At 51.8% G+C, this 20119-nt stretch carries 18 protein-coding genes; 16 read left to right on the top strand and 2 right to left on the bottom strand.

Annotated features, from left to right (window positions below; genetic code table 11):
* Positions 1-11 precede the first annotated feature (11 nt).
* The 8 genes from LPW13_RS09890 to LPW13_RS09855 all read left to right on the top strand — a co-directional run bounded on the left by LPW13_RS09890 (position 12) and on the right by LPW13_RS09855 (position 11180).
* The gene (locus LPW13_RS09890; protein WP_230435024.1) at positions 12-3182 is read left to right on the top strand and encodes an efflux RND transporter permease subunit; all 3171 of its coding nucleotides are present in this window, start codon (positions 12-14) and stop codon (positions 3180-3182) included.
* A 105-nt stretch (positions 3183-3287) separates the two neighbouring features.
* The gene (locus LPW13_RS09885) at positions 3288-3899 is read left to right on the top strand and encodes an NUDIX hydrolase (RefSeq protein ID WP_230435023.1); all 612 of its coding nucleotides are present in this window, start codon (positions 3288-3290) and stop codon (positions 3897-3899) included.
* Between the two features lie 54 nt (positions 3900-3953).
* The gene (locus LPW13_RS09880) at positions 3954-5762 is read left to right on the top strand and encodes an ABCB family ABC transporter ATP-binding protein/permease (protein WP_230435022.1); all 1809 of its coding nucleotides are present in this window, start codon (positions 3954-3956) and stop codon (positions 5760-5762) included.
* A 464-nt stretch (positions 5763-6226) separates the two neighbouring features.
* Positions 6227-7942 (top strand): dipeptidyl-peptidase 3 family protein, encoded by a 1716-nt coding sequence (locus tag LPW13_RS09875; protein ID WP_230435021.1) that lies wholly within the window; start codon positions 6227-6229, stop codon positions 7940-7942.
* A 545-nt stretch (positions 7943-8487) separates the two neighbouring features.
* Positions 8488-8718 (top strand): DUF6429 family protein, encoded by a 231-nt coding sequence (locus LPW13_RS09870; RefSeq protein ID WP_230435020.1) that lies wholly within the window; start codon positions 8488-8490, stop codon positions 8716-8718.
* A 479-nt stretch (positions 8719-9197) separates the two neighbouring features.
* The gene (locus tag LPW13_RS09865; RefSeq protein ID WP_230435019.1) at positions 9198-9584 is read left to right on the top strand and encodes a tautomerase family protein; all 387 of its coding nucleotides are present in this window, start codon (positions 9198-9200) and stop codon (positions 9582-9584) included.
* An 850-nt stretch (positions 9585-10434) separates the two neighbouring features.
* Positions 10435-10725, top strand: coding sequence for a hypothetical protein (locus LPW13_RS09860; RefSeq protein ID WP_230435017.1), 291 nt, complete (start codon positions 10435-10437; stop codon positions 10723-10725).
* Between the two features lie 107 nt (positions 10726-10832).
* Positions 10833-11180: a hypothetical protein gene (locus LPW13_RS09855; protein ID WP_230435015.1), complete on the top strand. Its 348-nt coding sequence runs from the start codon at positions 10833-10835 to the stop codon at positions 11178-11180.
* 546 nt (positions 11181-11726) lie between these two features.
* On the opposite strand, the gene LPW13_RS09850 is transcribed toward LPW13_RS09855, so the two are convergent.
* Positions 11727-12596 (bottom strand): IS3 family transposase, encoded by an 870-nt coding sequence (locus tag LPW13_RS09850; protein ID WP_230435013.1) that lies wholly within the window; start codon positions 12594-12596, stop codon positions 11727-11729.
* Entirely contained in the window at positions 12593-12910 is a 318-nt protein-coding gene (locus LPW13_RS09845; protein WP_230435012.1) for a transposase, read from the bottom strand. The genes LPW13_RS09850 and LPW13_RS09845 overlap by 4 nt, the downstream gene beginning before the upstream one ends.
* 160 nt (positions 12911-13070) lie before the next feature.
* Here LPW13_RS09845 and LPW13_RS09840 point away from each other — a divergent pair, with 160 nt between their 5' ends.
* From LPW13_RS09840 to LPW13_RS09805, 8 genes are all read left to right on the top strand, one after another.
* Positions 13071-13541 carry a hypothetical protein gene (locus LPW13_RS09840; protein ID WP_230435011.1) on the top strand — a complete coding sequence of 157 codons (471 nt, stop codon included), beginning with the start codon at positions 13071-13073 and terminating at the stop codon, positions 13539-13541.
* A gap of 85 nt (positions 13542-13626) precedes the next feature.
* Positions 13627-14004: a nuclear transport factor 2 family protein gene (locus LPW13_RS09835; protein WP_230435010.1), complete on the top strand. Its 378-nt coding sequence runs from the start codon at positions 13627-13629 to the stop codon at positions 14002-14004.
* Positions 14005-14130: 126 nt separating this feature from the next.
* On the top strand, positions 14131-14586 hold the full coding sequence (locus tag LPW13_RS09830) for a hypothetical protein (protein WP_230435008.1): 456 nt from the start codon (positions 14131-14133) through the stop codon (positions 14584-14586).
* 502 nt (positions 14587-15088) lie between these two features.
* The gene (locus tag LPW13_RS09825; RefSeq protein WP_230435006.1) at positions 15089-15454 is read left to right on the top strand and encodes a hypothetical protein; all 366 of its coding nucleotides are present in this window, start codon (positions 15089-15091) and stop codon (positions 15452-15454) included.
* Positions 15455-15998: 544 nt separating this feature from the next.
* Entirely contained in the window at positions 15999-16232 is a 234-nt protein-coding gene (locus LPW13_RS09820) for a hypothetical protein (protein ID WP_230435004.1), read from the top strand.
* Between the two features lie 131 nt (positions 16233-16363).
* Positions 16364-16720, top strand: a complete 357-nt coding sequence (locus LPW13_RS09815) for a hypothetical protein (RefSeq protein WP_138237322.1) — start codon at positions 16364-16366, stop codon at positions 16718-16720.
* Positions 16721-18059: 1339 nt separating this feature from the next.
* Positions 18060-18416 (top strand): hypothetical protein, encoded by a 357-nt coding sequence (locus tag LPW13_RS09810; protein WP_230435003.1) that lies wholly within the window; start codon positions 18060-18062, stop codon positions 18414-18416.
* A 56-nt stretch (positions 18417-18472) separates the two neighbouring features.
* Positions 18473-19650, top strand: a protein-coding gene (locus tag LPW13_RS09805; RefSeq protein WP_407941935.1) for an IS3 family transposase whose coding sequence is annotated in 2 segments (ribosomal slippage) — positions 18473-18740 and positions 18740-19650 — 1179 coding nt in all. Because the reading frame shifts where the segments join, the coding sequence is not laid out codon by codon here.
* Positions 19651-20119 lie beyond the last annotated feature (469 nt).

Genomic DNA, 20119 nt, shown 5'->3' with positions numbered 1-20119 from the left:
GGGGGCGGCGGATGATCAGTGCCCCGTTTATCCGTCGGCCACGCTTCGCTATGGTCATTTCCATACTGATCACCCTGGCTGGCGTTCTGGCTTTGCCTTTGCTGCCCATTGCGCAGTTTCCCGACATCAGCCCGCCCACGGTGGTGGTGAGTGCCTCCTATTCCGGCGCCAGTGCCGAAGTGATGCGCGACAGTGTCGCGGTGCCGATTGAATCCCAGGTGAACGGCGTGGAAGGCATGCAGTACATGTCTTCCACCAGCAGCAGTGATGGCACCTACAGCCTTACCGTCACCTTCGAGAGTGGTTACGACGGGGATATCGCACAGGTCAATGTGCAGAACCGGGTGCAACAGGCCACACCGAGCCTGCCTGAAGAGGTGACACGCAGTGGCGTCACGGTGGAGAAGAAATCCAATACCATCCTGCTGGTAGTGAACCTGCTGTCGCCGGAAAACAAGTTCGATACCCTGTTTCTGGCCAACTACGCGGAAATCTTTATCCGCGATGAACTGGCGCGTATTAATGGCATCAGCGATGTGCAGATTCTCGGTGCGCAAGATTATTCCATGCGCCTGTGGCTCAATCCGGACCGGATGGCTGCGCTCGATGTTACCGCCGGCGATGTGATCGCTGCGGTGCGGTCGCAGAATATGCAGGTGGCGGCCGGCAGTATTGGTGCACCGCCCATTCAGAAAGAGCAGCAGTTTCAGTACAGCATTATCGCCCGGGGCCGCCTCGAAAGCGTCGAGGAGTTCTCCAACATCAGTATCCGCTCCAAGCCGGATGGCGCTATCGTGCGACTGAGCGATGTCGCGCGGGTAGAGCTGGGTAGCTTGAGTTATAGCGCCTTTGGTGAGCTGGACAACAAACCTTCGGCGGTGATTGCGGTGTATCAGTCGCCGGATGCGAACGCCCTCAACGTGGCGGACGCAGTGCGCGCCAAAGTGGCGACGCTTTCGCAGCGTTTTCCCGATGGGCTGGAATCTGAAATCCTTTACGACACCACCAGTTTTGTTCGTGCCTCAATCGAGGAAGTGGTAGAGACGCTGGTGATCGCGCTATTGCTGGTGATCATCGTGGTATTCGTGTTCCTGCAGGACTGGCGCGCCACCCTGATTCCGGCCATTGCCATTCCGGTCTCCCTGATCGGCACCTTTGCAGTGATGTATGCGCTGGGGATGACGATCAATACAGTGACGCTATTCGCGCTGATCCTCGCCATTGGGATCGTGGTGGATGATGCGATCATTGTGGTGGAGAACACTCAGCGTTTGCTCGGGGAAGGATTGCCGCCTAAAGAAGCGGCGATGGAATCCATGCGCGAGGTCACCGGACCGGTCATTGCCACCACCGCGGTCCTTTTTTCTGTCTTTGTACCGGTGATGCTGATGCCCGGGCTGACAGGAAAAATGTACCAGCAGTTTGCGCTGACCATTGCGATTGCAGTTTTTATTTCCGGCATCAACGCGTTAACGCTGAGCCCTTCGCTGAGTGCTCTACTCCTGCGTCCCACGGAAGGGGAGGGCGAGCATGGAGAAAAGTTGACCGGGGTATTTGGTTTTTTCAACCGGTTTTTACGCCGGGCCACCAACCTGTATATGGGGATTGTACGCTTTGCGGTTCGGCGACCATTGGTGGGGCTGTGCACCATCATTGGCGCCGGCGCACTGTGTGCCTGGCTGTTTGTCACCGTGCCCACGGGTTTTATTCCCGATGAAGACCAAGGCTTTTTCATGATGAACGTGCAGCTGCCCGACGGCGCATCCCTGAAACGTACTGCACCATTGGTGGAAAACCTGAGCGATGAAATTCGCAAATTGGACGGTGTCGCGCATGTGATGGCGGTACCGGGGTTCAGTCTGCTATCTGGCAGCCTTGCGTCCAATACTGCGTTGATGATCGTGATATTGAAGCCGTGGGAAGAGCGCGATACGCCAGCATTGAATCAGTTTGCGATCCTGAAAAAGGTCCAGCAGATGGGCGCGCAAGTGCCGGAGGCTCAGGTACAGGCCTTTCCGGTACCGGCCCTGCCGGGGCTGGGCACTATTGGCGGCTTCGAGTTTGTGCTGGAAGACCTTCAGGGGCGGGATATTCAGAACCTGGCGGCGGTGCTTTACGAGCTGCTGGGGCAGGCCAATCAACGACCGGAAATTGCTCAGGCTTTTACTACTTACCAGGCGGCGACACCGCAGCTGCAACTGGAGGTGGATAAAGACAAGGCGCACATTCTCGGTTTACAGCTTTCAGACGTTTATCTGACGCTGCAGACTTACCTTGGCGGTTTCTATATCAATGATTTTAACCGCTACGGCAAGATGTTCCGGGTGATGGCGCAGGCGGATGCGCAGTACCGGGATAGCGAGGAAGATCTGAACGGATTTTTCGTGCGTGCCAACAGCGGTGGCCTGGTGCCGGTCAGTTCGGTGGCGGAAGTGGTGCCCATCGTCGGCCCACAGACGGTGCAGCGCTATAATCTCTACAATAGCATCAATGTGAACGGCAATCCCGCGGCCGGCTTTTCCAGTGGTGAGGCAATGCGGGCGATGGAAACGCTCGGGGAGCAACTGCCGGAAGGGTATAGCTACTCCTGGACCGGCTCCAGCCTGGAGGAAATCAGTGCGGGGAATCTTGCCCCCATTCTGTTTTCTCTCGCGGTACTGTTTGCCTATCTGTTTCTGGTAGCACAGTACGAGAGCTGGTCGATCCCGGTCGCGGTACTGTTGGCCATTCCCATTGCCATCGGCGGCGGACTGTTTGCCTGCTGGCTGGTTGGCCACGACAGCAACCTCTACACCCAGATTGGGCTGGTGCTATTGATCGCAATGGCGGCCAAGACGGCAATCCTGATGGTGGAGTTCGCCATCATGCAGCGGGATCAGGGAAAATCCGTGGAGGAGGCGGCGCTGCAGGCCACGCGCCTGCGTTTTCGCGCGGTGTTGATGACGTCTCTGGCTTTCGTGCTGGGGATCTTTCCGCTGGTGATTGCGACCGGCGCCGGTGCGGCCAGCCGGGTGTCCCTGGGCCTTGCGGTCTTTGGTGGCATGCTTGCTGCAAGCCTTTTCTCTACATTCCTGGTTCCAATCTACTACGCCCTGTTGCAGTCACTGCGGGAGAAAGTGAAAGGCGGTCACACGCCGATGGATAAAGGAGAGGGCGAAGTACAGAGTTCTGCCCGGCATTAGTGATCCATACGGAATATTACTACTGTCGGATTAAACGGCCGCTGGTCAATCGCGTCTGTCGCGGTATAGTGGTGTTGTTCCTAATGCTGTAGCTGAAAACAATCAATGCTGGACATCATCGAGCGCAAATTTACCCGGATGAAAGACGAGCTGGCGGCCCGTGTGCCGCGGGGCCCGGATCTGCACGGCCATGCGGCGGTCCTATTGGCCCTGACCGATGAGCCAGACCCGCAGGTCATTCTCACTTTGCGCTCTCAGCAACTCTCCAGTCACTCTGGCGAAGTCTCTTTCCCCGGTGGTCGCTGGGACGAAACCGACCCCTCGCTGCAGTACACCGCCCTACGGGAAACCCATGAGGAGATCGGCCTGCCGGCAGAAGAAGTGAGGATTCTCGGTCCCTTGTGGACGCGTTCCACCCGTTGGCATATTCAGGTAACGCCCTGGTTGGGAATTGTGTCGGCCGATGCCGTACTGACGCCCAACCCCGGCGAGCTGGATGCCATTTTCCACGTCCCCCTTTCTTTCTTTCTCGAAGATCCGCGGGTGCGTACCGACCGGGTTACTATCGATAAAACCCGCGTCTATCTGCCCGCCTATGAGTACGAAGGGTATGAAATCTGGGGGTTTACCGCTGGCGTACTGACGGAATTCCTGGTGCGGGTACTGGATGCCCCCATCGGCCGGCGGGACGATGTGCCCCTGCGGGCACTGAACTGATCCCGGCTCTGCGGCTATAATCGCCGCCACATTTTCTGACCTCCTGTACTTTTAATGCCCCGACCAAAATCTGCCGTAGCCCTGGACGAAGTGCACTGGGGCGCCCTCAAGAGCCTGATTCCGTACCTATTGGAATTCAAGCGCCATGTAATACTGGCGCTGTTGTGTCTGGTCGGGGCCAAGGTCGCCAGTGTGGGCTTGCCCTTCCTGCTCAAGCACATTGTCGATGACCTGGATAGTGCCGGCGGTGCGGCAGCGGCCATTGCACTGCCGCTGGGCCTGCTGCTGGCCTATGGATTTGTGCGTTTTTCTTCGGTGCTGTTTGGCGAATTGCGCGACACGATTTTCGGGCGGGTGACCGAGCGCGCCCAGCGCCGGGTGGGGCTCGCGGTGTTCCGGCATCTGCACAAGCTGGATATGGACTACCACCTCAACCGTCGCACTGGTGGTCTGTCGCGGGACATCGAGCGGGGCAATGCCGGTATCGGGTTCCTGATGCGATTTATGGTGTTCAACATCGTGCCCACGCTGTTGGAAATCCTGATGGTGGTGGGGATCTTGTGGGGCAAGTACAGCATCGGCTTTGCCGCCGTGGTGCTCGGGGCCGTGGCGATCTACATCGGCTTCTCCGTGGTGGCCACGGAGTGGCGGACCCGCTTTGTGCGGGAGTTGAACCAGGCGGAATCCCAGAGCAGCAGCCGTGCGGTCGATAGCCTGCTGAACTATGAAACCGTCAAATATTTCGGCAACGAGCACCACGAAGCCAGCCATTACGATACCGAGTTGGCCGCGTGGGAAACGGCTCGCCGTCGCAACCGCCTGTCTCTGTTCGGCTTGAATGCCGGTCAGGCCGTGATCATTGCCGCGGCCATGTGTGGCGCGATGATTCTGGCCGCGGTACACGTCACCCGCGGTGATATGACCATCGGCGACTTCGTACTGATCAATGCCTTCATGATGCAGATTTTCATCCCGCTGAACTTCCTCGGTTTTGTTTACCGGGAGATGAAGGGCTCCCTGGCCAATATCGAGAAAATGTTCGCGATTCTCGATGTGAAACCAGCCATTGAAGACCGAAGTAACGCAGCCCCGCTGGAAGTTAGCCAGGGCGGCATCGAATTTCGGGATGTGCGCTTTGGGTATGGCCCGGACCGGGAAATCCTCAAGGGGGTCAGCTTTACCGTGGCACCCAGGCAGAAAGTGGCTATTGTAGGCGCCAGTGGTGCCGGCAAGTCCACGCTGTTCAAGCTACTGTTCCGGTTTTACGATGCAACGGCCGGTCAAATCCTGATCGACGGGCAGGATGTCAGTGACGTCAGTCAGGACTCCCTGCGCCGCGCAATCGGCGTGGTGCCCCAGGACACGGTACTGTTCAATCAGTCGATCCTGGAAAACGTGCGCTATGGGAATGTAGACGCGGATGACGACGCGGTAATGGCGGCCATCCGACACGCACAGCTGGACAATTTTATCGCCCAGCTGCCAGAAGGGGCGCACACAATGGTTGGTGAGCGCGGGCTCAAGCTCTCCGGAGGAGAGAAACAACGGGTGGCGATTGCCAGGGCGCTGCTCAAACACCCGCCGATTATGGTGTTTGACGAGGCGACCTCGTCCCTGGACAGCCACTCCGAGCAGGGGATTCTACAGGCGTTGCAGGAGCTGTCACGCGAGCAAACCACGCTGGTGATTGCCCACCGACTCTCCACGGTGGTGGATGCAGACGCTATTCTGGTGATGCAAGACGGCAGAGTGGTAGAGCAGGGCACCCACGAGGCACTGCTTGGCGCGGATGCGGTCTATGCTTCGCTGTGGCGTATGCAACAGCGGGAGCGCCGGATCGATGACGTCACACTGTCGCCCTAGTGGTCCATGCGGAAAGTTCGGTAACTAAGGAGCACAGCCAAAGTGTTCAGATCAAGGCGAGAAAGCACAGGAATAGTGGTTCTATTTCAAGCTTTCTCAACGCAGAGCTGGACGCTTTGGCGAAGCGAACAGTTACACAACTTTCCGTATGGACCACTAGCTCTGTCCGGGGCTAGATGAGATAGCTGAGTGCCGCCAAAACGCGAAGTGCCAGGTACGGTTGGCGTAAAATCTTCCCCAAATTCTGCCATATGACATCTAAACCACTTTTTCGGTAGTGGATGACAGGTAAATGTTCCGTGTACCGATAGGCAATTCGCCGCACCTTGGACTTTTTCCCCGGCCGGTTTTAATGTGCCCCTTCTTATGTGCCTGACTGTGCGGCTTTCAAAGAACCTTGCAGGCGGGCTGGTTATAAAAGCTACAGTAATACCTAAAGTAATAACCTACAGGCAGGACTCTGAATGAAACCCTCCATCTTTACGGCTTCCGCCCTGGCGCTCGCTATTCTCAGTGGTTGCGCTGCTGATGAAAAAAACACCAATGACAGCGACGTCGCCACTGATCCCAAGAGGACCGAGACCGAAGCGGTACAAGAGACCGCCGGTTCCTACTCTGTAGCGCCTGGCGTGGACCCGGCGCGATTCGATATCTATGCCCCGGTAGAACTGAACGCTGACCTTTCCAGCCTCTCTGACAACCAGCGCGAAATGATCGGCCTGCTGATTGATGCCAGCAAGATCATGGACAAGCTGTTCTGGCTGCAGTCATACGGCCCCGCCCAGGAACTGCTGAGCGGTATTGCCGACAACAGCGCGCGCAAGTTCGCCGACATCAATTACGGCCCCTGGGATCGCCTCAACGACAACAAGCCATTCATCGAAGGCTACAGCGACAAGCCACTGGGCGCCGAGTTCTACCCGGAAGACATGACCAAGCAAGAGTTCGAGGCCTGGAAAGAGCCCGGCAAGGCGGGTCTTTACTCCCTGGTTCGTCGGGATGAAAACGGCCAGCTAACACTGCTCCCCTATAGCGAAGCCTATAAAGCCGAACTCACCCAGGCTGCCGACCTGCTGCGCCAGGCCGCAGACCTCGCGGAAAGTCCGGAGTTTGCCAGTTACCTGAAGCTGCGCGCCGACGCGCTGCAAAATGACCAGTTCCGCGATAGTGATATGGCGTGGATGGACATGAAAGACAACCGCATTGATGTGGTGATCGGTCCGATTGAAAACTACGAAGATCAACTGTTTGCCTACCGCACCGCCTATGAGTCTTACGTACTGCTGAAGGACATGGCCTGGAGCGAAAAACTGGCCAAGTTCGCCGCTTTCCTGCCGGAGCTACAGCGCGGATTGCCGGTGGAAGACAAGTACAAATCAGAAACCCCGGGGACCGACTCGGATCTGAATGCCTACGACGTGCTCTACTACGCGGGCCACAGCAATGCCGGCTCCAAGACCATCGCCATCAACCTGCCGAACGATGAAGAAGTGCAGCTGAAAAAGGGTACTCGTCGTTTACAGCTGAAAAATGCCATGCGCGCCAAGTTCGACCAGATCATGCTGCCCATCAGCGGTGTACTGATCGCCGAAGACCAGCGCAAGCACATCACCTTCGATGCCTTCTTCGCCAACACCATGTTCCACGAAGTGGCCCACGGCCTCGGTATCAAGAAAACCGTTACCGATGGCGCCAACGTACGCCAGGCCCTGAAAGAAACCTCCTCCGCACTGGAAGAGGGCAAGGCGGATATCCTCGGCCTCTACATGATCACCAAACTGCACGAGAAAGGTGAGCTCGAAGAAGGCGAACTGATGGATAACTATGTCACCTTCCTCGCCGGCATCTTCCGCAGCGTCCGCTTTGGTGCAGCCAGTGCCCACGGCAAAGCCAACATGATGCGCTTCAACTTCTTTAAAGAAGAAGGTGCATTCAGCCGCGACGAAGCCACCGGCCAGTACAGCGTAGACTTCGATAAAATGCAGGCAGCGATGACCAAGCTCTCCAACCTGATCCTCACTATTCAGGGCGATGGCAACTACCCCAAAGCCAAAGAACTGCTCGACAACATGGGCGTAGTCAGCAGCGAATTGCAAGCCGACCTCGACCGCCTGGCTGAAGCCAATATCCCGGTCGACGTAACGTTTATCCAGGGTAAGGAAGTACTGGGGCTCAAATAACCCGTACCATCGCCTGTCATTCCTGAAAGTACCGGAATGAACCTGTAGCCCGAGAGCCACGACCGGCAACATAAATGGCCGTGGTTCTCGGGCTTTTTCATGCGTGTAACGTATTTCATCCGTTTCCCAGGCAGGTAAGTTGTCTGTCTGGGAAACGGTGATAGATCGTACGAGGGAATGACAGGTGATCAAAACGTAACCCGTGGCGGGGGTTTATATGGGATCGCTTACTGGGAGAGAGTGGTTTCTGGTCAGATTCCAAGCGCTATTTCGATCGTTGCGACTGTTATTTCAAGGTAGATGATTAATTCGTTATAAAATCTATTAAAATCAAAGGCTTAAGGAAATTGCACGAAATCGGGATAGTGGTCGCCCCGCCTGTTTAGTAGTCACAAGCTCATTTTGAAATAGAACCCAACCCCTTGACCGTAAAGGGCTTTCCCCGCATTCTGAGCTAATTCTGGAGCTGTGATAGAAACGGCGAAATAGTAGCCTTTGGGGCTACGATATAAATGTTAAAAGGGCACATCACCAGAGGATGAGCCATGGGGATTGATGAAGAGAAAATCGATGAGGCCGTATTGGCTTTGCTATACCTGACTTTGCATGATGGTGGTCGGGCTTGGAAATCCTTTGATTGGGATGCCATGAATAGGCTTCATAAAAAGGGTCTCATTGAGAACCCGGTTGGTAAGGCTAAATCTGTCCTGTTCACTGAGGAAGGCCTCAAAGAGTCAGAGCGTCTGTTCCAAAAACTTTTCGCCAAAGACTCGTGAGCTTGAGCTGCAGGTCTTTTAACCAAGCGATCAACCGGACGCCAAAAGCGTGCCGCTTTTGGTTCCCTCCGCTGCGCTCCGGCGCCGGTTACCATCAGCGTTATATGTCAGTCAACACTCAGAGGAAGAGGAAATAGAGATCATGAAGAAGTCCAGTATCGCAGTATCAGTCGCAATTATAGGCATGCTTACCACAGTTGCCTTCAGGCTGGTAGCGAAAGTTTCGCGCTTGGATTGAGTTCAGACTATTGGGGTGGGTTTTTCGGCAGTGCAGGTATCGGCTTAATGCTTGTGCTTTTGTTTGCGCTTTTTAGGAAGCCAAAAAATGGCTAAGTGCCAGGCCATATAACAAGCAGCGGCAGAGCGACAGCCAACGCTACGCACCTTTTGTGTTACTCGCTGGCGCTCAAACATTAACACAAAATGCGCTCCGCGCTGGCTGCGCCTGCGCTGGGCGTTACACGTATTAAGGAAATGGCATGATTATAGTTTATGGAATCAAGGAACAGCTAAATCCAATAAAGGCCAAGCTGTCGGATGTCATTCATGGCTGCATGCAGTCTGTTCTAGGTATGCCGGAAGATAAGCGTGCGCATAGATTTGTCCCCTTGGAACGAGAGGATTTCTATTACCCTGGTGGCAGAAGCGACGCCTATACAGTCATTGAAATCAACATGATGTCCGGCCGGAAGCCGGAAACGCAAAAGGCTCTTATCAAGTCACTGTTCCAAGAGCTTGAGTCGAAGCTAGCCTTAGCGCCAATTGACGTTGAAATTACGATCAAGGAGCAGCAGCCGCATCAGTGGGGATTTCGCGGGATGACAGGGGATGAAGCGAATGACCTCAAGTATAAAGTCAACGTGTAACAAAGCCATTAAATTCGCTCCCTGCGGTCGCCGGACCTCGTTTCACTCGGCCGTTTATGGCGGGCGTTATTGAGGCGGGTTCAGCACAAGAAGGTTGGTATGGGGCAGCAGATGCTAAGGAGTACTTTTTAAGAACCCGGTAGCAATCTGGGCGGGTGGTTAAAGTACGAGGCTTCGTTCCTGGTGCCGCCGTTAAGGCTACAGGTTTGGGAAATCGCTGAGCAGCAATCTTGGATTGCCCGTAAGATAAACGTTTATTGAAAGGTGAGAAAAGCACAGATATCTTTTCTCTTTCTATCGAGCGGTGGCCCTCCGCTGCGCTACGGGCAGAGTGCCCTTAGCAAGATCGGGCACCGCCTGCAATAACCAGGCCATGTTGCGGACGGCCTACACAACGCGCTTCGCGCTAAATACGTTACGGCCGCCGCAGATGGCGGCGTTATGGTGCCGGGCCGTAAAAATGGTTGTCTGTGCCAACGTGTAATTTACAGCTCTGTTTTGGCACGCAGCATCCGGTTTTCTGCCGTGATAAAATCAAGCAGTTTCGTTCCTGGTGCTTTCGTTCAAGTTCGTAGGAATCGCGGTAAATCCGCTACAGTGACGTGGAGTGCCAATAAGAGAATAATTGGTTGGGGAAAGCTGGAAGTTCTTTCCTCGTTTTTAAGGAGCTTCGGCGCATTCGGTGCCCGTAGGTATTTCGGAGCGCGTCAGCCATAACCAGTCGCTGCAACCGACATCTTACTTTGGGCACTTTGTTGCGCAGTCGCTACGCTCCTATTTTCGCGCAACAAAGCGCCCAAAGTAAGCTGCGGCTGAGCGCGGCGTTATACGCTCGCTTGGAAAATTCGATATGTTAATAGTAAAGATCCTTAGTTGCGCTGATGATGTAAAAAATATGGAGCAAACTTTAAAGGACGATGGGCTTATTGGCGTTTCGGGAGGGAGAATTTCTGTTCGTCGTAAGTTGGGCGAGGTGATTGAGGAGATAAATTGTTTAAAACATGAAGATGAAGAAGGGTATGTCTGTTTAACCTACAATCACCCTGAAACAGAGCTCGGGTACGCTTGGGACGCCTCTAAGTATTCCCATGAGGAGGCGAAATCAATGGTGTTGGAAGCCTATGACGCAAAATGCGTATAACAAGTCGCTCCAGTACGCCCAGGCTGACGCCTGGGCCGGACGTCCTACGCTATGCGCTTCGCGCATAAACAGCGTAGGCCGCCGCTGAGCTCAGGCGTTAGTTGCCCATGAAATTTAAGATCTTCGCAAGAAATGAAGTAATTGGAGAAACACTGTTGGAGAATGGAGATCCTCCAATGGGTGTGGCTTTTGGCGCGCTAATTCCCAATGAAAACTACTTCAAGTATCAAGAGTACTTCTGCAAACATGATTTTGAGAAAATTTCAGATCTGGAATTGGCTGTAGTCTCAGAATCTGGGCTAAATCTCAACCCAATAGGCGAGGTTGGAATAGAAGATTACTCAAAAGAAATGGGAGAGTTTTCAGCTCAAGTCAATGCTCTCGGAATTGAGGGGGAAGTTTACAATCAGCTGTTTCCCCATCATGTTGCGGCCTATGAAGCACAGTTCAAGTAAGAAGCAACTAACAATCGCAGGCAGTTTGCTCCGGCCCTTCGGGCCTCCGCGGGACGTCCAACGCTATGCACATTTTGTGCGGTCGCTGCGCTCCTAGTTTCGCACAAAATGTGCATAGCATTGGCCGCCCCTGCTGCGGGCGTTAAGTGTCTATGAGCGTTGACAATCTAAAAGAATTTTTCGTCCTGGTTTTAGTGGTGGCGATTGTCGCTCCACTTTTCGTGCGGAAGTTAGCGCTAGATATTCTCCGATTTTTCTATGAAGACGACTATCCCGGAAATTACTGGCTTGATTACGTGGAAAATGGAGAGTATCGGAAATCTAAGCATGCTTTTGAAAAGGTTGTTATTGAAGTATATTTATTTCTAGACAAAGTGCTGCTAGCGAAAATAAAGAGTATTCCTATATTGGTCGTCATTTTTACAGGGTTCTTTTGTTTCTGGGTAATCTACAAAATATTGAACACTTAACAAACGCAGGCAGTTTGCTACGGCCCTTCGGGCCTCCGCGGGACGCTGATCTTACCCACGAGAAGTAGACAGTTTTTCAGGCGCAATTTTCAAAATATGCTCCCTCAAATTCGTTCGGACTGACCTGATCATTAGCCGAATGTCTACGCACCGTGTTATAAAACATTTCTATATATTCAAACACACAGGAAAGAGCTTCTTGCTTATTGGCCAGCTCTTCCGCGAAGATAGACTCGACCTTCATCCTGCCGAAGAATGACTCCATTGCTGCATTGTCCCAGCAGTTACCTTTTCGGCTCATGCTTGGTTGAATACCCTCATTGAGGAGCAAGCTTTGGTACTCTCCTGACCGGTATTGAACGCCCCGATCCGAATGCAGTATCAGCCCTGGCTTCACTTTACGGCTAGCAACTGCCATTTCAAACGCATCCATTATCAACTGGTTGGTCATGGTCGTATCAAGTGACCAGCCAATGATCTTGCGTGAGAATAGATCCATGATAACCGCCAGATAGACAAATCCCTTCTCTATTTTGATGTAGGTGATATCAGACACCCACTTTTCATTTGGTTTACTGGCAGTAAAATCTCTCGCCAATAGGTTATCACTCACGTGATTGGTGGCATTGGGGCCAGGAAAGTACTTGTAGCCCTTGCCATTTCTAGCCTTCAGGCCATTCTTAGCTAGCAGCTGTGCGACATGATTGGTGCTACAAGGGATACCAACCGCATTCAGCTCAACAACCAGACGAGGAGCACCATAGCGTTCCTTAAACTGTTTGAACGTTGTCACCACCGCTTTCTCGACCAAAAGCTTTCTCTGCGTTCGCTGGCAGGGCTCTCGATTACGCCACTTGTAATAGCCGGACCGGCTCACAGATAGCCAGCGACACATCTTAACGATCGAGCACTCGTCCTTGAGCGAATCAATATAGGCGTACTTCACCACTTCTCTTTGGAGAAGTACGCCGTCGCCTTTTTTAAGAACTCATTCTCTTCTTTTAGGTCCGAGACCTGCCGTCGAAGCTTTCGGATTTCTTCACTTTCTTCCATGCTGTAATCCACTCCATTCAAACTGTTGAACTGCTTTTCAGACAACCGCTTATACTGCCGCCGCCAGTTATAAATCTGGCCTGGATGAATCCCGAGCTCTTTGGCGACCTCGACGGCACTCCTGTTTGGATCATCAGAACGACGAACTGCTTCCCTTCTGAAATCCTCGGGATAATGACCGTACTTGTTCTTCGCCTTCTTCTTCATGGTTAGACCCTCGTTAGGTAGTAGTGAGGTGTCTACTTTCCGTGGGTAACTTGGACGCCCAACGCTATGCACATTTTGTGCGGGTCGCTGCGCTCCCAGTTTCGCACAAAATGTGCATAGCATTGGTCGCCCCTGCTGCGGGCGTTATGCATGAGGGATCATGGAAATACCAGAAAGCATGAAAGACGAATTGGCGGCATGGAATAGTGGGAAAGGAATTGACCTTGAGTCATGGGTAGGCTGTGAAGGCAACTTTAAGCTCGCTGTAGGTTACGCATCCATATTTTGGCCAAATTTCGTCGAGTTCGAGGACTACATATTCACGGAGGGATTCTCCAAAGACTCTGTCCGAGGGTTCGAGTCGCAGAAAGGTAGTACGCCAAAGTCCGTAGAGTGGGTGATCAACCATCTGCATATAGCAGATATCCAGCACTACGGCTGCACCGACATTGCGAAGGACAAGCTGCTCGTCATCGGCAAGACTCTCAAGGAAATCTATGAGCTGAAACTCAGAGCGCTCTTTCCTGAAAAGCCGTGCATAGTGGAGTTCTACGTACCAGACAATGAAGATGACCTGATGGACTATCAGATATCTTTCTGGCAGGCCAAGCACGAGGCAGATGATGCATAACAATCGCAGGCACTGGGACAAAATTTCCGCTGCGCTCCAATTTTGCCCGTGCTGCGGGCGTTAGGCAGAATCAAGGAATGATTTTATGAGCGAAATTCTAGAAGCGGAAGTAATGAAGGAAGAGGAAAATCTTCGCGTAGCAATGCTTTCTTCAGATGTAAATAGCCTCAATAAATATTTGGCTGAAAACCTAATTTTCACTAATCACTTCGGCCAACGCTTGAATAAAAGTATGGATCTAGAGGCGCATGAAAGTGGCTCACTTAAGATAACATCGATAGAATTAAGCGATCAAAAGATATTGCTAAGTGGCCAAAATACAGCTGTTGTATCCGTTAAAGCAAATATAGAAGGTACATATTCAGGTAAGCCAGCTGGCGGGAACTTTACATTTACTCGCGTTTGGTCAAAGGATACTGGGCAATGGCAGGTTATAGCAGCGCACTCTGGCACCGCTGCCTAACAAAGCGCAGCAAAGGGACGGCTTACTTTATGCACGTCTTGCGCTGGTCGCTGCGCTCCCATTTTCGCGCAAAACGCGCATAAAGTAAGCCGCCCCTGTGCGCGGCGTTAGCACTCAAAACGAACCATGAACTACATACAGGAAAACACATCGGAAGTTGATTTCTATACGAGCATGACTGATGTGGCTCGTTGGCTTGAAATCGATCTAAAAAATTATGATTGGCATATCTCCGATATAGAAGGAGCTTGGCCAGAGCTGGATGATCCCTCATGGGTGCTTGGTGAAGAGCTAACCGCAAAGCTTAAAGAATTTGACTATCAGTTTGTTTGGTCTGTACTTTCAGCATTTCCAAAAGGAACTGAGCCATTTACCACAGACAAACCATTTGCAGATGGAAATCCCGAGTTCTGGGAAGGGGAGCCAGAAAAACAGCTTCAAGATTCCCAGTTTGAAATTGTATGCTGGGATAGTAGTGCAACCCTATTCATCGGATTACCCAATGCTTTAGGAAAAAAGCTTGTGGCTAATGCTCCGGGCATCAAAGACTTAAACAAAGAAAATAGGCAGCGTCAGTGCTAACAAAGCAATGCAGCCGACGGCTTACTTTGTGCACTTTTTGCACGGTCGCTGCGCTCCCATTTTCGTGCAAAAAGCGCACAAAGTAAGCCGCGACTGATTGCGGCGTTATGGTGCCGGGCCGTAAAAATGGTTGTCTGTGCCAACGTGTAATTTACAGCTCTGTTTTGGCACGCAGCATCCGGTTTTCTGCCGTGATAAAATCAAGCAGTTTCGTTCCTGGTGCTTTCGTTCAAGTTCGTAGGAATCGCGGTAAATCCGCTACAGTGACGTGGAGTGCCAATAAGAGAATAATTGGTTGGGGAAAGCTGGAAGTTCTTTCCTCGTTTTTAAGGAGCTTCGGCGCATTCGGTGCCCGTAGGTATTTCGGAGCGCGTCAGCCATAACCAGTCGCTGCAACCGACATCTTACTTTGGGCACTTTGTTGCGCAGTCGCTACGCTCCTATTTTCGCGCAACAAAGCGCCCAAAGTAAGCTGCGGCTGAGCGCGGCGTTAGTGTACAGCATGAAAATTATCATCGTATGTTTATCATTATTTTTTGCGGAAGTTGCAATGAGTTCGTCTAGCTCAGAACCACCTGTCGGTATGAGCAAAGAAATCTGGGAAAAGCATCTTGAAAGACAAGCCAAGGCTGAAAAAGATCGCCGAGATAAGTTCCAGAAAGTGTTAAAAGATAATCCTCCTGAGCCCCCTTGGATAAAGTATCCCGAATATTCTAGTAACGATATATTCTGGCGTATGGGTGAGGGTGAAACGTACCTTATGGAGTATGTCTGGCCTTACTTAAGATACGCTTCAGAGGTGGAACTCAAAAGCTATAAGGAAAAGTATCCAGAGCCAAATAGTTGGTCTGGCTGGTACGGAGAGTGAAAACACTAACAATCGCAGGCAGTTTGCTCCAGCCCTTCGGGCTTCCGCGGGACGCCCAACGCTGTGCACTTATTGTGCGGGTCGCTGCGCTCCCATTTTCGCACAATAAGTGCACAGCATTGGTCGCCCCTGCTGCGGGCGTTAACTTTTCCCATGAAATGGAGTTCATCATGTTCCCACAAGAGTTTTACATTCTTCCAGAAGAGCTATTTCGTCTTTGAAATTCCTCCTCCCCTAAGCTGGGGAATATCAGACCAAGAGATATAGATACAATGGACGTCAACGGCATTACGGTAATTATTGCCAACGGAAAAGGCATCAGCGTTTTTGATCTTGAGGGTATTAAGAAGTCGCCGATGACTGGTTGGGTGTGGCGCTTTTCTCCAAACACACGCCCACCCATCGGGTAGAAAATGGTTCAAGATAAGCCTCACCACTATTGTATTTCACCTGTTCAAAATATGCCCTTGGATAAATACAAAGGCTTACTTGAGGAGATGGCTCTTTCTGCAACAAGAGTCTTTAAGAAAGAAGGTCAAGCCGTATGAAAAAATTTGAATTTTCTCTTGTTGAGTCCGAAGTAAAGATTGTTCTAGAGGCGCTGTGTGAGCTAGAGTCAAGAATGTCAAAAATTTGTGAAACATCTAATGATGAAGATGAAATAGCAGATATTGGTAATGACTTAATTGAGGTAAGGCTGCTTTTAGATCCGCTAAGAGAAAAAGCAATAGAGAAGTATGGCGAGAACATCGTCAACTTCTCCCGCGAGGCCCTGTAAAGTTAACAAGCAGCGGCAGAGCGACAGCCAACGCTACGCACCTTTTGTGTTACTCGCTGGCGCTCAAACATTAACACAAAATGCGCTCCGCGCTGGCTGCGCCTGCGCTGGGCGTTAAATGTCAGGTTAGCATGGAAGATTTTCCCGAATTATACGAACTCATAGGTCTTTTTGCGGCAGAGCCGGAGCTTACTGATCGAGATGTGCCTTGGTTTTATAACCGGCTTACCTATCGAACCGAACGTGGCGATAACAAAATCTATTGTGCGATTGAACCAGGGTACGGACAAGTAGTCCTTATATGGGAAAAGGCGGGGGTTCTTGTAGCTTCACTCAATCTGGAAGGTATAGTTGGGCTAAAGGTAATATCGGAACGGGGTACCGAAAAAATGGTCGCTACATTCCGCCCGTCAACAAAATTGCTAGATTTTGAGTTTCAACTTAAACCCACAATAAACTTGAAGTGGGGAAATCAACTCAATGAGTAATACATTTAACAAACGCAGGCAGTTTGCTACGGCCCTTCAGGCCTTCGCGGGACGCCCAACGCTGTGCACATTGTGTGCGGGTCGCTGCGCTCCCAGTTTCGCACAAAATGTGCACAGCATTGGTCGCCCCTGCTGCGGGCGTTATGGTTCCGGGCCGTAAAAATAGTTGTCTGTGCCAGCGTGTAATTTAGAGCACTGTTTTGGCACGCAGTATTTGGCTTTTTGCCATGATAAAATCATACAGTTTCGTTCCTAGTGCTTCCGTTTAAGTTCATGGGAACCGCGGCAACTCTGCGGCAGCAACGTGGGGTGCCAATAAGAGAGTAATTGGTTGGGGGAAGTCGGAAGTTCTTTCCTCGTTTTTAAGGAGCTTCGGCGCATTCAGTGCCAGTAGGTACTTCGGAGCGCGTCAGCCATAACCAGGCGCTGCAACCGACATCTTACTTTGGGCACTTTGTTGCGCAGTCGCTACGCTCCTATTTTCGCGCAACAATGCGCCCAAAGTAAGCTGCGGCTGAGCGCGGCGTTATGGTGCCGAGCCGTAAAATTAGTTGTCTTTGCCAGCTCGTAGTTTAGAGCACTGTTTTGGCAGGCAGCATTCGGCTATCTGCCGTGATAAAATCAATCAGTTTCGTTCCTAGTGCTTTCGTTTAAGTTCATAGGAATCGCGGAAACTCCACTGCAGTAACGTGGAGTGCCAATAAAAGAATAATTGGTTGGGGGAAGCTGGAAGTTCTTTCCTCGTTTTTAAGGAGCTTCTGCGCATTCAGTGCCCGTAGGTACTTTGGAGCGCGTCAGCCATAACCAGGCGCTGCAACCGACATCTTACTTTGAGCACTTTGTTGCGCAGTCGCTACGCTCCTATTTTCGCGCAACAAAGCGCCCAAAGTAAGCTGCGGCTGAGCGCGGCGTTAGCGTTTTTAAGAGTGTCGCCGCTTTTTAAATAAAATTGAGTGGTCGGCATCGAGCAGAAAGTCCTGCGTTTCAAAGTACAATCGCTGAAGCGTTGGCACAAAATGTGTTCATTTGGAATTCGGTGGTATAGATTCTAAAAGCATTTTCTGGAAGCGGCTCTGAGAGTCATTGCCAGGTTCGGTGTGGCGGTTGCGGAAAGCTTGCATTCCAAGCTGAGCCCGCTGCGTAATTCGGTGGGGTTAAGTGGTTGCGGCCAGCTCGCACACGGAGCGAAGTATGTCGTTTCATCATCGCGCTAACAAAGCGCTGCAGGGGACGCCTTACGCTGTGCACCTTTTGCGCGGTCGCTACGCTCCCATTTTCGCGCAAAATGCGCACAGCGCAAGCCGCCCCTGAGCGCGGCGTTAAGTATCAAGGAGGCATCATGAGCAGCATCTATGACAAAGAAGAGCTATCAGGTGATGATGTCCAGAGTGAAGTTTTCCGAAGAATGGAAAAGTATGAACGTAAGTCCTTCTTGGAGTGTTTCTCTATCTACCTTGGTACGGCTCAAATACTTGAGTTTGCGCTTAAGAGGCTTCTTGAAGAAAGGTTCAACGTACCGGAAGAAGATACAGAAAAACTAACACTTGGGCAGGCACGGGTGAGACTTGAAAATGTTGGCTTGAGGTCGGATTACACAGAGCTACTTAAGCAAGTGGTGAAAGACAGAAATAATGCTGCCCATGAGCTTCTGGAAAACCAAGCCTTAATAGGCAGTTTAGGTGTAGTGGCACACTGAATTTGGCCACCTGACTTTGAGTGATATTATCATGCTCAACGAGATCAGGTGAATTAATGACCAAGTCAAAAAAGAAGCGATTTGACCCCGAGTTCAGGCTCGAGGCAGCCCAGCTGGTAGTCGACCAGAACTACACCGTGAAAGAGGCTTGCGAAGCCATGGGAGTCAGTAAATCCACGATGGAGTCGTGGATACGGAAGCTCCGGGCAGAGCGAGGCGGCAAGGCGCCGGAGGGCGTGGCTATTACTCCAGATCAGATCCGCATCCAAGAGCTAGAACGGAAGCTTAAGCGAGTCGAAGAGGAGAAAGAAATCCTAAAAAAGGCTACAGCTCTCTTGATGTCGGACTCGCTGAACAGTTCAAAATAATCGAGCGATTGCAGGGGAGCTATGCCGTTCAGCGGTTGTGCGACGTATTTGATGTACACCGGAGCAGCTATCGGAGCTGGCGTGACAGGTCGTCCGAGCCAAAGCCAGAAGAGGTGCGACTACAGGCGTTAGTGAAGGCAGCTCATAAAGTTAGCAACGGTTCTGCAGGGGCAAGAACCATCTCGAAGATCGTAACACAGGGCGGTACACCGCTCAGCCGGTACCGCGCTGCAAAGCGAATGAAGCTACTCGGTTTGGAGAGCACCCAGCTTCCAAATCATCGGTACAAGAAGGCTGAGCAACCACACGTTGATGTTCCGAATCATCTGGATCGGGAGTTTAACGTTGCTGCACCAAACAAGGCTTGGGCCGGCGATATCACGTATATCTGGACAGGTGCCCGGTGGGCGTATCTGGCGGTAGTTATAGATTTCTTTGCGCGTAAGCCGGTTGGTTGGGCGCTATCGTTATCGCCTGACACCGCCCTGGTTAAAAAGGCGCTTACGATGGCCTACGAATCACGAGGGCAACCGGAAGGCATCATGTTCCACTCGGACCAGGGATGTCAGTACACAAGCCTCGCGTTCCGACAACAACTGTGGCGCTACAGAATGACGCAGAGCCTGAGCCGTCGCGGCAACTGCTGGGACAACGCACCGACAGAGCGCTTTTTCCGGAGTCTCAAAACAGAGTGGGTTCCGGAAACCGGCTACAAGTCCTTCCCTGCGGCTAAACAGGGAATCACGAGTTACATCATTGGCTACTACAGCCAAATACGCCCCCATCAGAAAAATGATGGAATGCCGCCGAATGTGGCGGAAGAGAAATATTGGAATGCTCAGAGTTCGGTGGCCAAAAAGAGTTGACCACTACAAGGTGTCGAGTTTAGCGAACGAATGCAGTTCAAAGAGCTAAAGCATTTTATATTCGGTTTGGAGCAGGCCGTGTTTTTGTTCGATTACTTTCAGCACAACGATGCGTGGGTCGTAAATGCTTAACAATGCCAGGCACGGCGACGGCTTTTCCATTGCGGCTGCGCCTCCATTACAAAGCCGCGCATGCTGGCGGCGTTATAAGGCATAGAAAATGAAGCTGTTTGTAGCTGGAGGTGTCGTAACTTTTTTGCTGCTGGCGCTCTCTTTTGTATCGTTACTTTCAGCCTGTATGTGGGGCTGTCCAAACACAGGGATTCAGCTGTTTCTGAAGTTAAGTACGGCAGTACTTACGGTGTTGTTTTTGTATTTCATTTATAAAACCATCAGGTTTTGTAGGTATAAGAGTGGTCATGGCGCAAGCAAAAAAAGCTAGACCGTGCCACAGCCTTATAACCAGGCC

The sequence above is a fragment of the Microbulbifer celer genome (assembly GCF_020991125.1).
Taxonomy (GTDB): Bacteria; Pseudomonadota; Gammaproteobacteria; order Pseudomonadales; family Cellvibrionaceae; genus Microbulbifer; species Microbulbifer celer.
This window is presented reverse-complemented; position numbering and strand designations above follow the sequence as displayed.

Excerpts from the sequence above, each read along its gene's own strand:
- LPW13_RS09890 (WP_230435024.1), top strand. The coding sequence starts at position 12 with ATGATCAGTGCCCCGTTTATCCGTCGGCCACGCTTCGCTATGGTCATT.
- LPW13_RS09885 (WP_230435023.1), top strand. The coding sequence starts at position 3,288 with ATGCTGGACATCATCGAGCGCAAATTTACCCGGATGAAAGACGAGCTG.
- LPW13_RS09880 (WP_230435022.1), top strand. The coding sequence starts at position 3,954 with ATGCCCCGACCAAAATCTGCCGTAGCCCTGGACGAAGTGCACTGGGGC.
- LPW13_RS09875 (WP_230435021.1), top strand. The coding sequence starts at position 6,227 with ATGAAACCCTCCATCTTTACGGCTTCCGCCCTGGCGCTCGCTATTCTC.
- LPW13_RS09870 (WP_230435020.1), top strand. The coding sequence starts at position 8,488 with ATGGGGATTGATGAAGAGAAAATCGATGAGGCCGTATTGGCTTTGCTA.
- LPW13_RS09865 (WP_230435019.1), top strand. The coding sequence starts at position 9,198 with ATGATTATAGTTTATGGAATCAAGGAACAGCTAAATCCAATAAAGGCC.
- LPW13_RS09860 (WP_230435017.1), top strand. The coding sequence starts at position 10,435 with ATGTTAATAGTAAAGATCCTTAGTTGCGCTGATGATGTAAAAAATATG.
- LPW13_RS09855 (WP_230435015.1), top strand. The coding sequence starts at position 10,833 with ATGAAATTTAAGATCTTCGCAAGAAATGAAGTAATTGGAGAAACACTG.
- LPW13_RS09845 (WP_230435012.1), bottom strand. The coding sequence starts at position 12,910 with ATGAAGAAGAAGGCGAAGAACAAGTACGGTCATTATCCCGAGGATTTC.
- LPW13_RS09840 (WP_230435011.1), top strand. The coding sequence starts at position 13,071 with ATGGAAATACCAGAAAGCATGAAAGACGAATTGGCGGCATGGAATAGT.
- LPW13_RS09835 (WP_230435010.1), top strand. The coding sequence starts at position 13,627 with ATGAGCGAAATTCTAGAAGCGGAAGTAATGAAGGAAGAGGAAAATCTT.
- LPW13_RS09830 (WP_230435008.1), top strand. The coding sequence starts at position 14,131 with ATGAACTACATACAGGAAAACACATCGGAAGTTGATTTCTATACGAGC.
- LPW13_RS09825 (WP_230435006.1), top strand. The coding sequence starts at position 15,089 with ATGAAAATTATCATCGTATGTTTATCATTATTTTTTGCGGAAGTTGCA.
- LPW13_RS09820 (WP_230435004.1), top strand. The coding sequence starts at position 15,999 with ATGAAAAAATTTGAATTTTCTCTTGTTGAGTCCGAAGTAAAGATTGTT.
- LPW13_RS09815 (WP_138237322.1), top strand. The coding sequence starts at position 16,364 with ATGGAAGATTTTCCCGAATTATACGAACTCATAGGTCTTTTTGCGGCA.
- LPW13_RS09810 (WP_230435003.1), top strand. The coding sequence starts at position 18,060 with ATGAGCAGCATCTATGACAAAGAAGAGCTATCAGGTGATGATGTCCAG.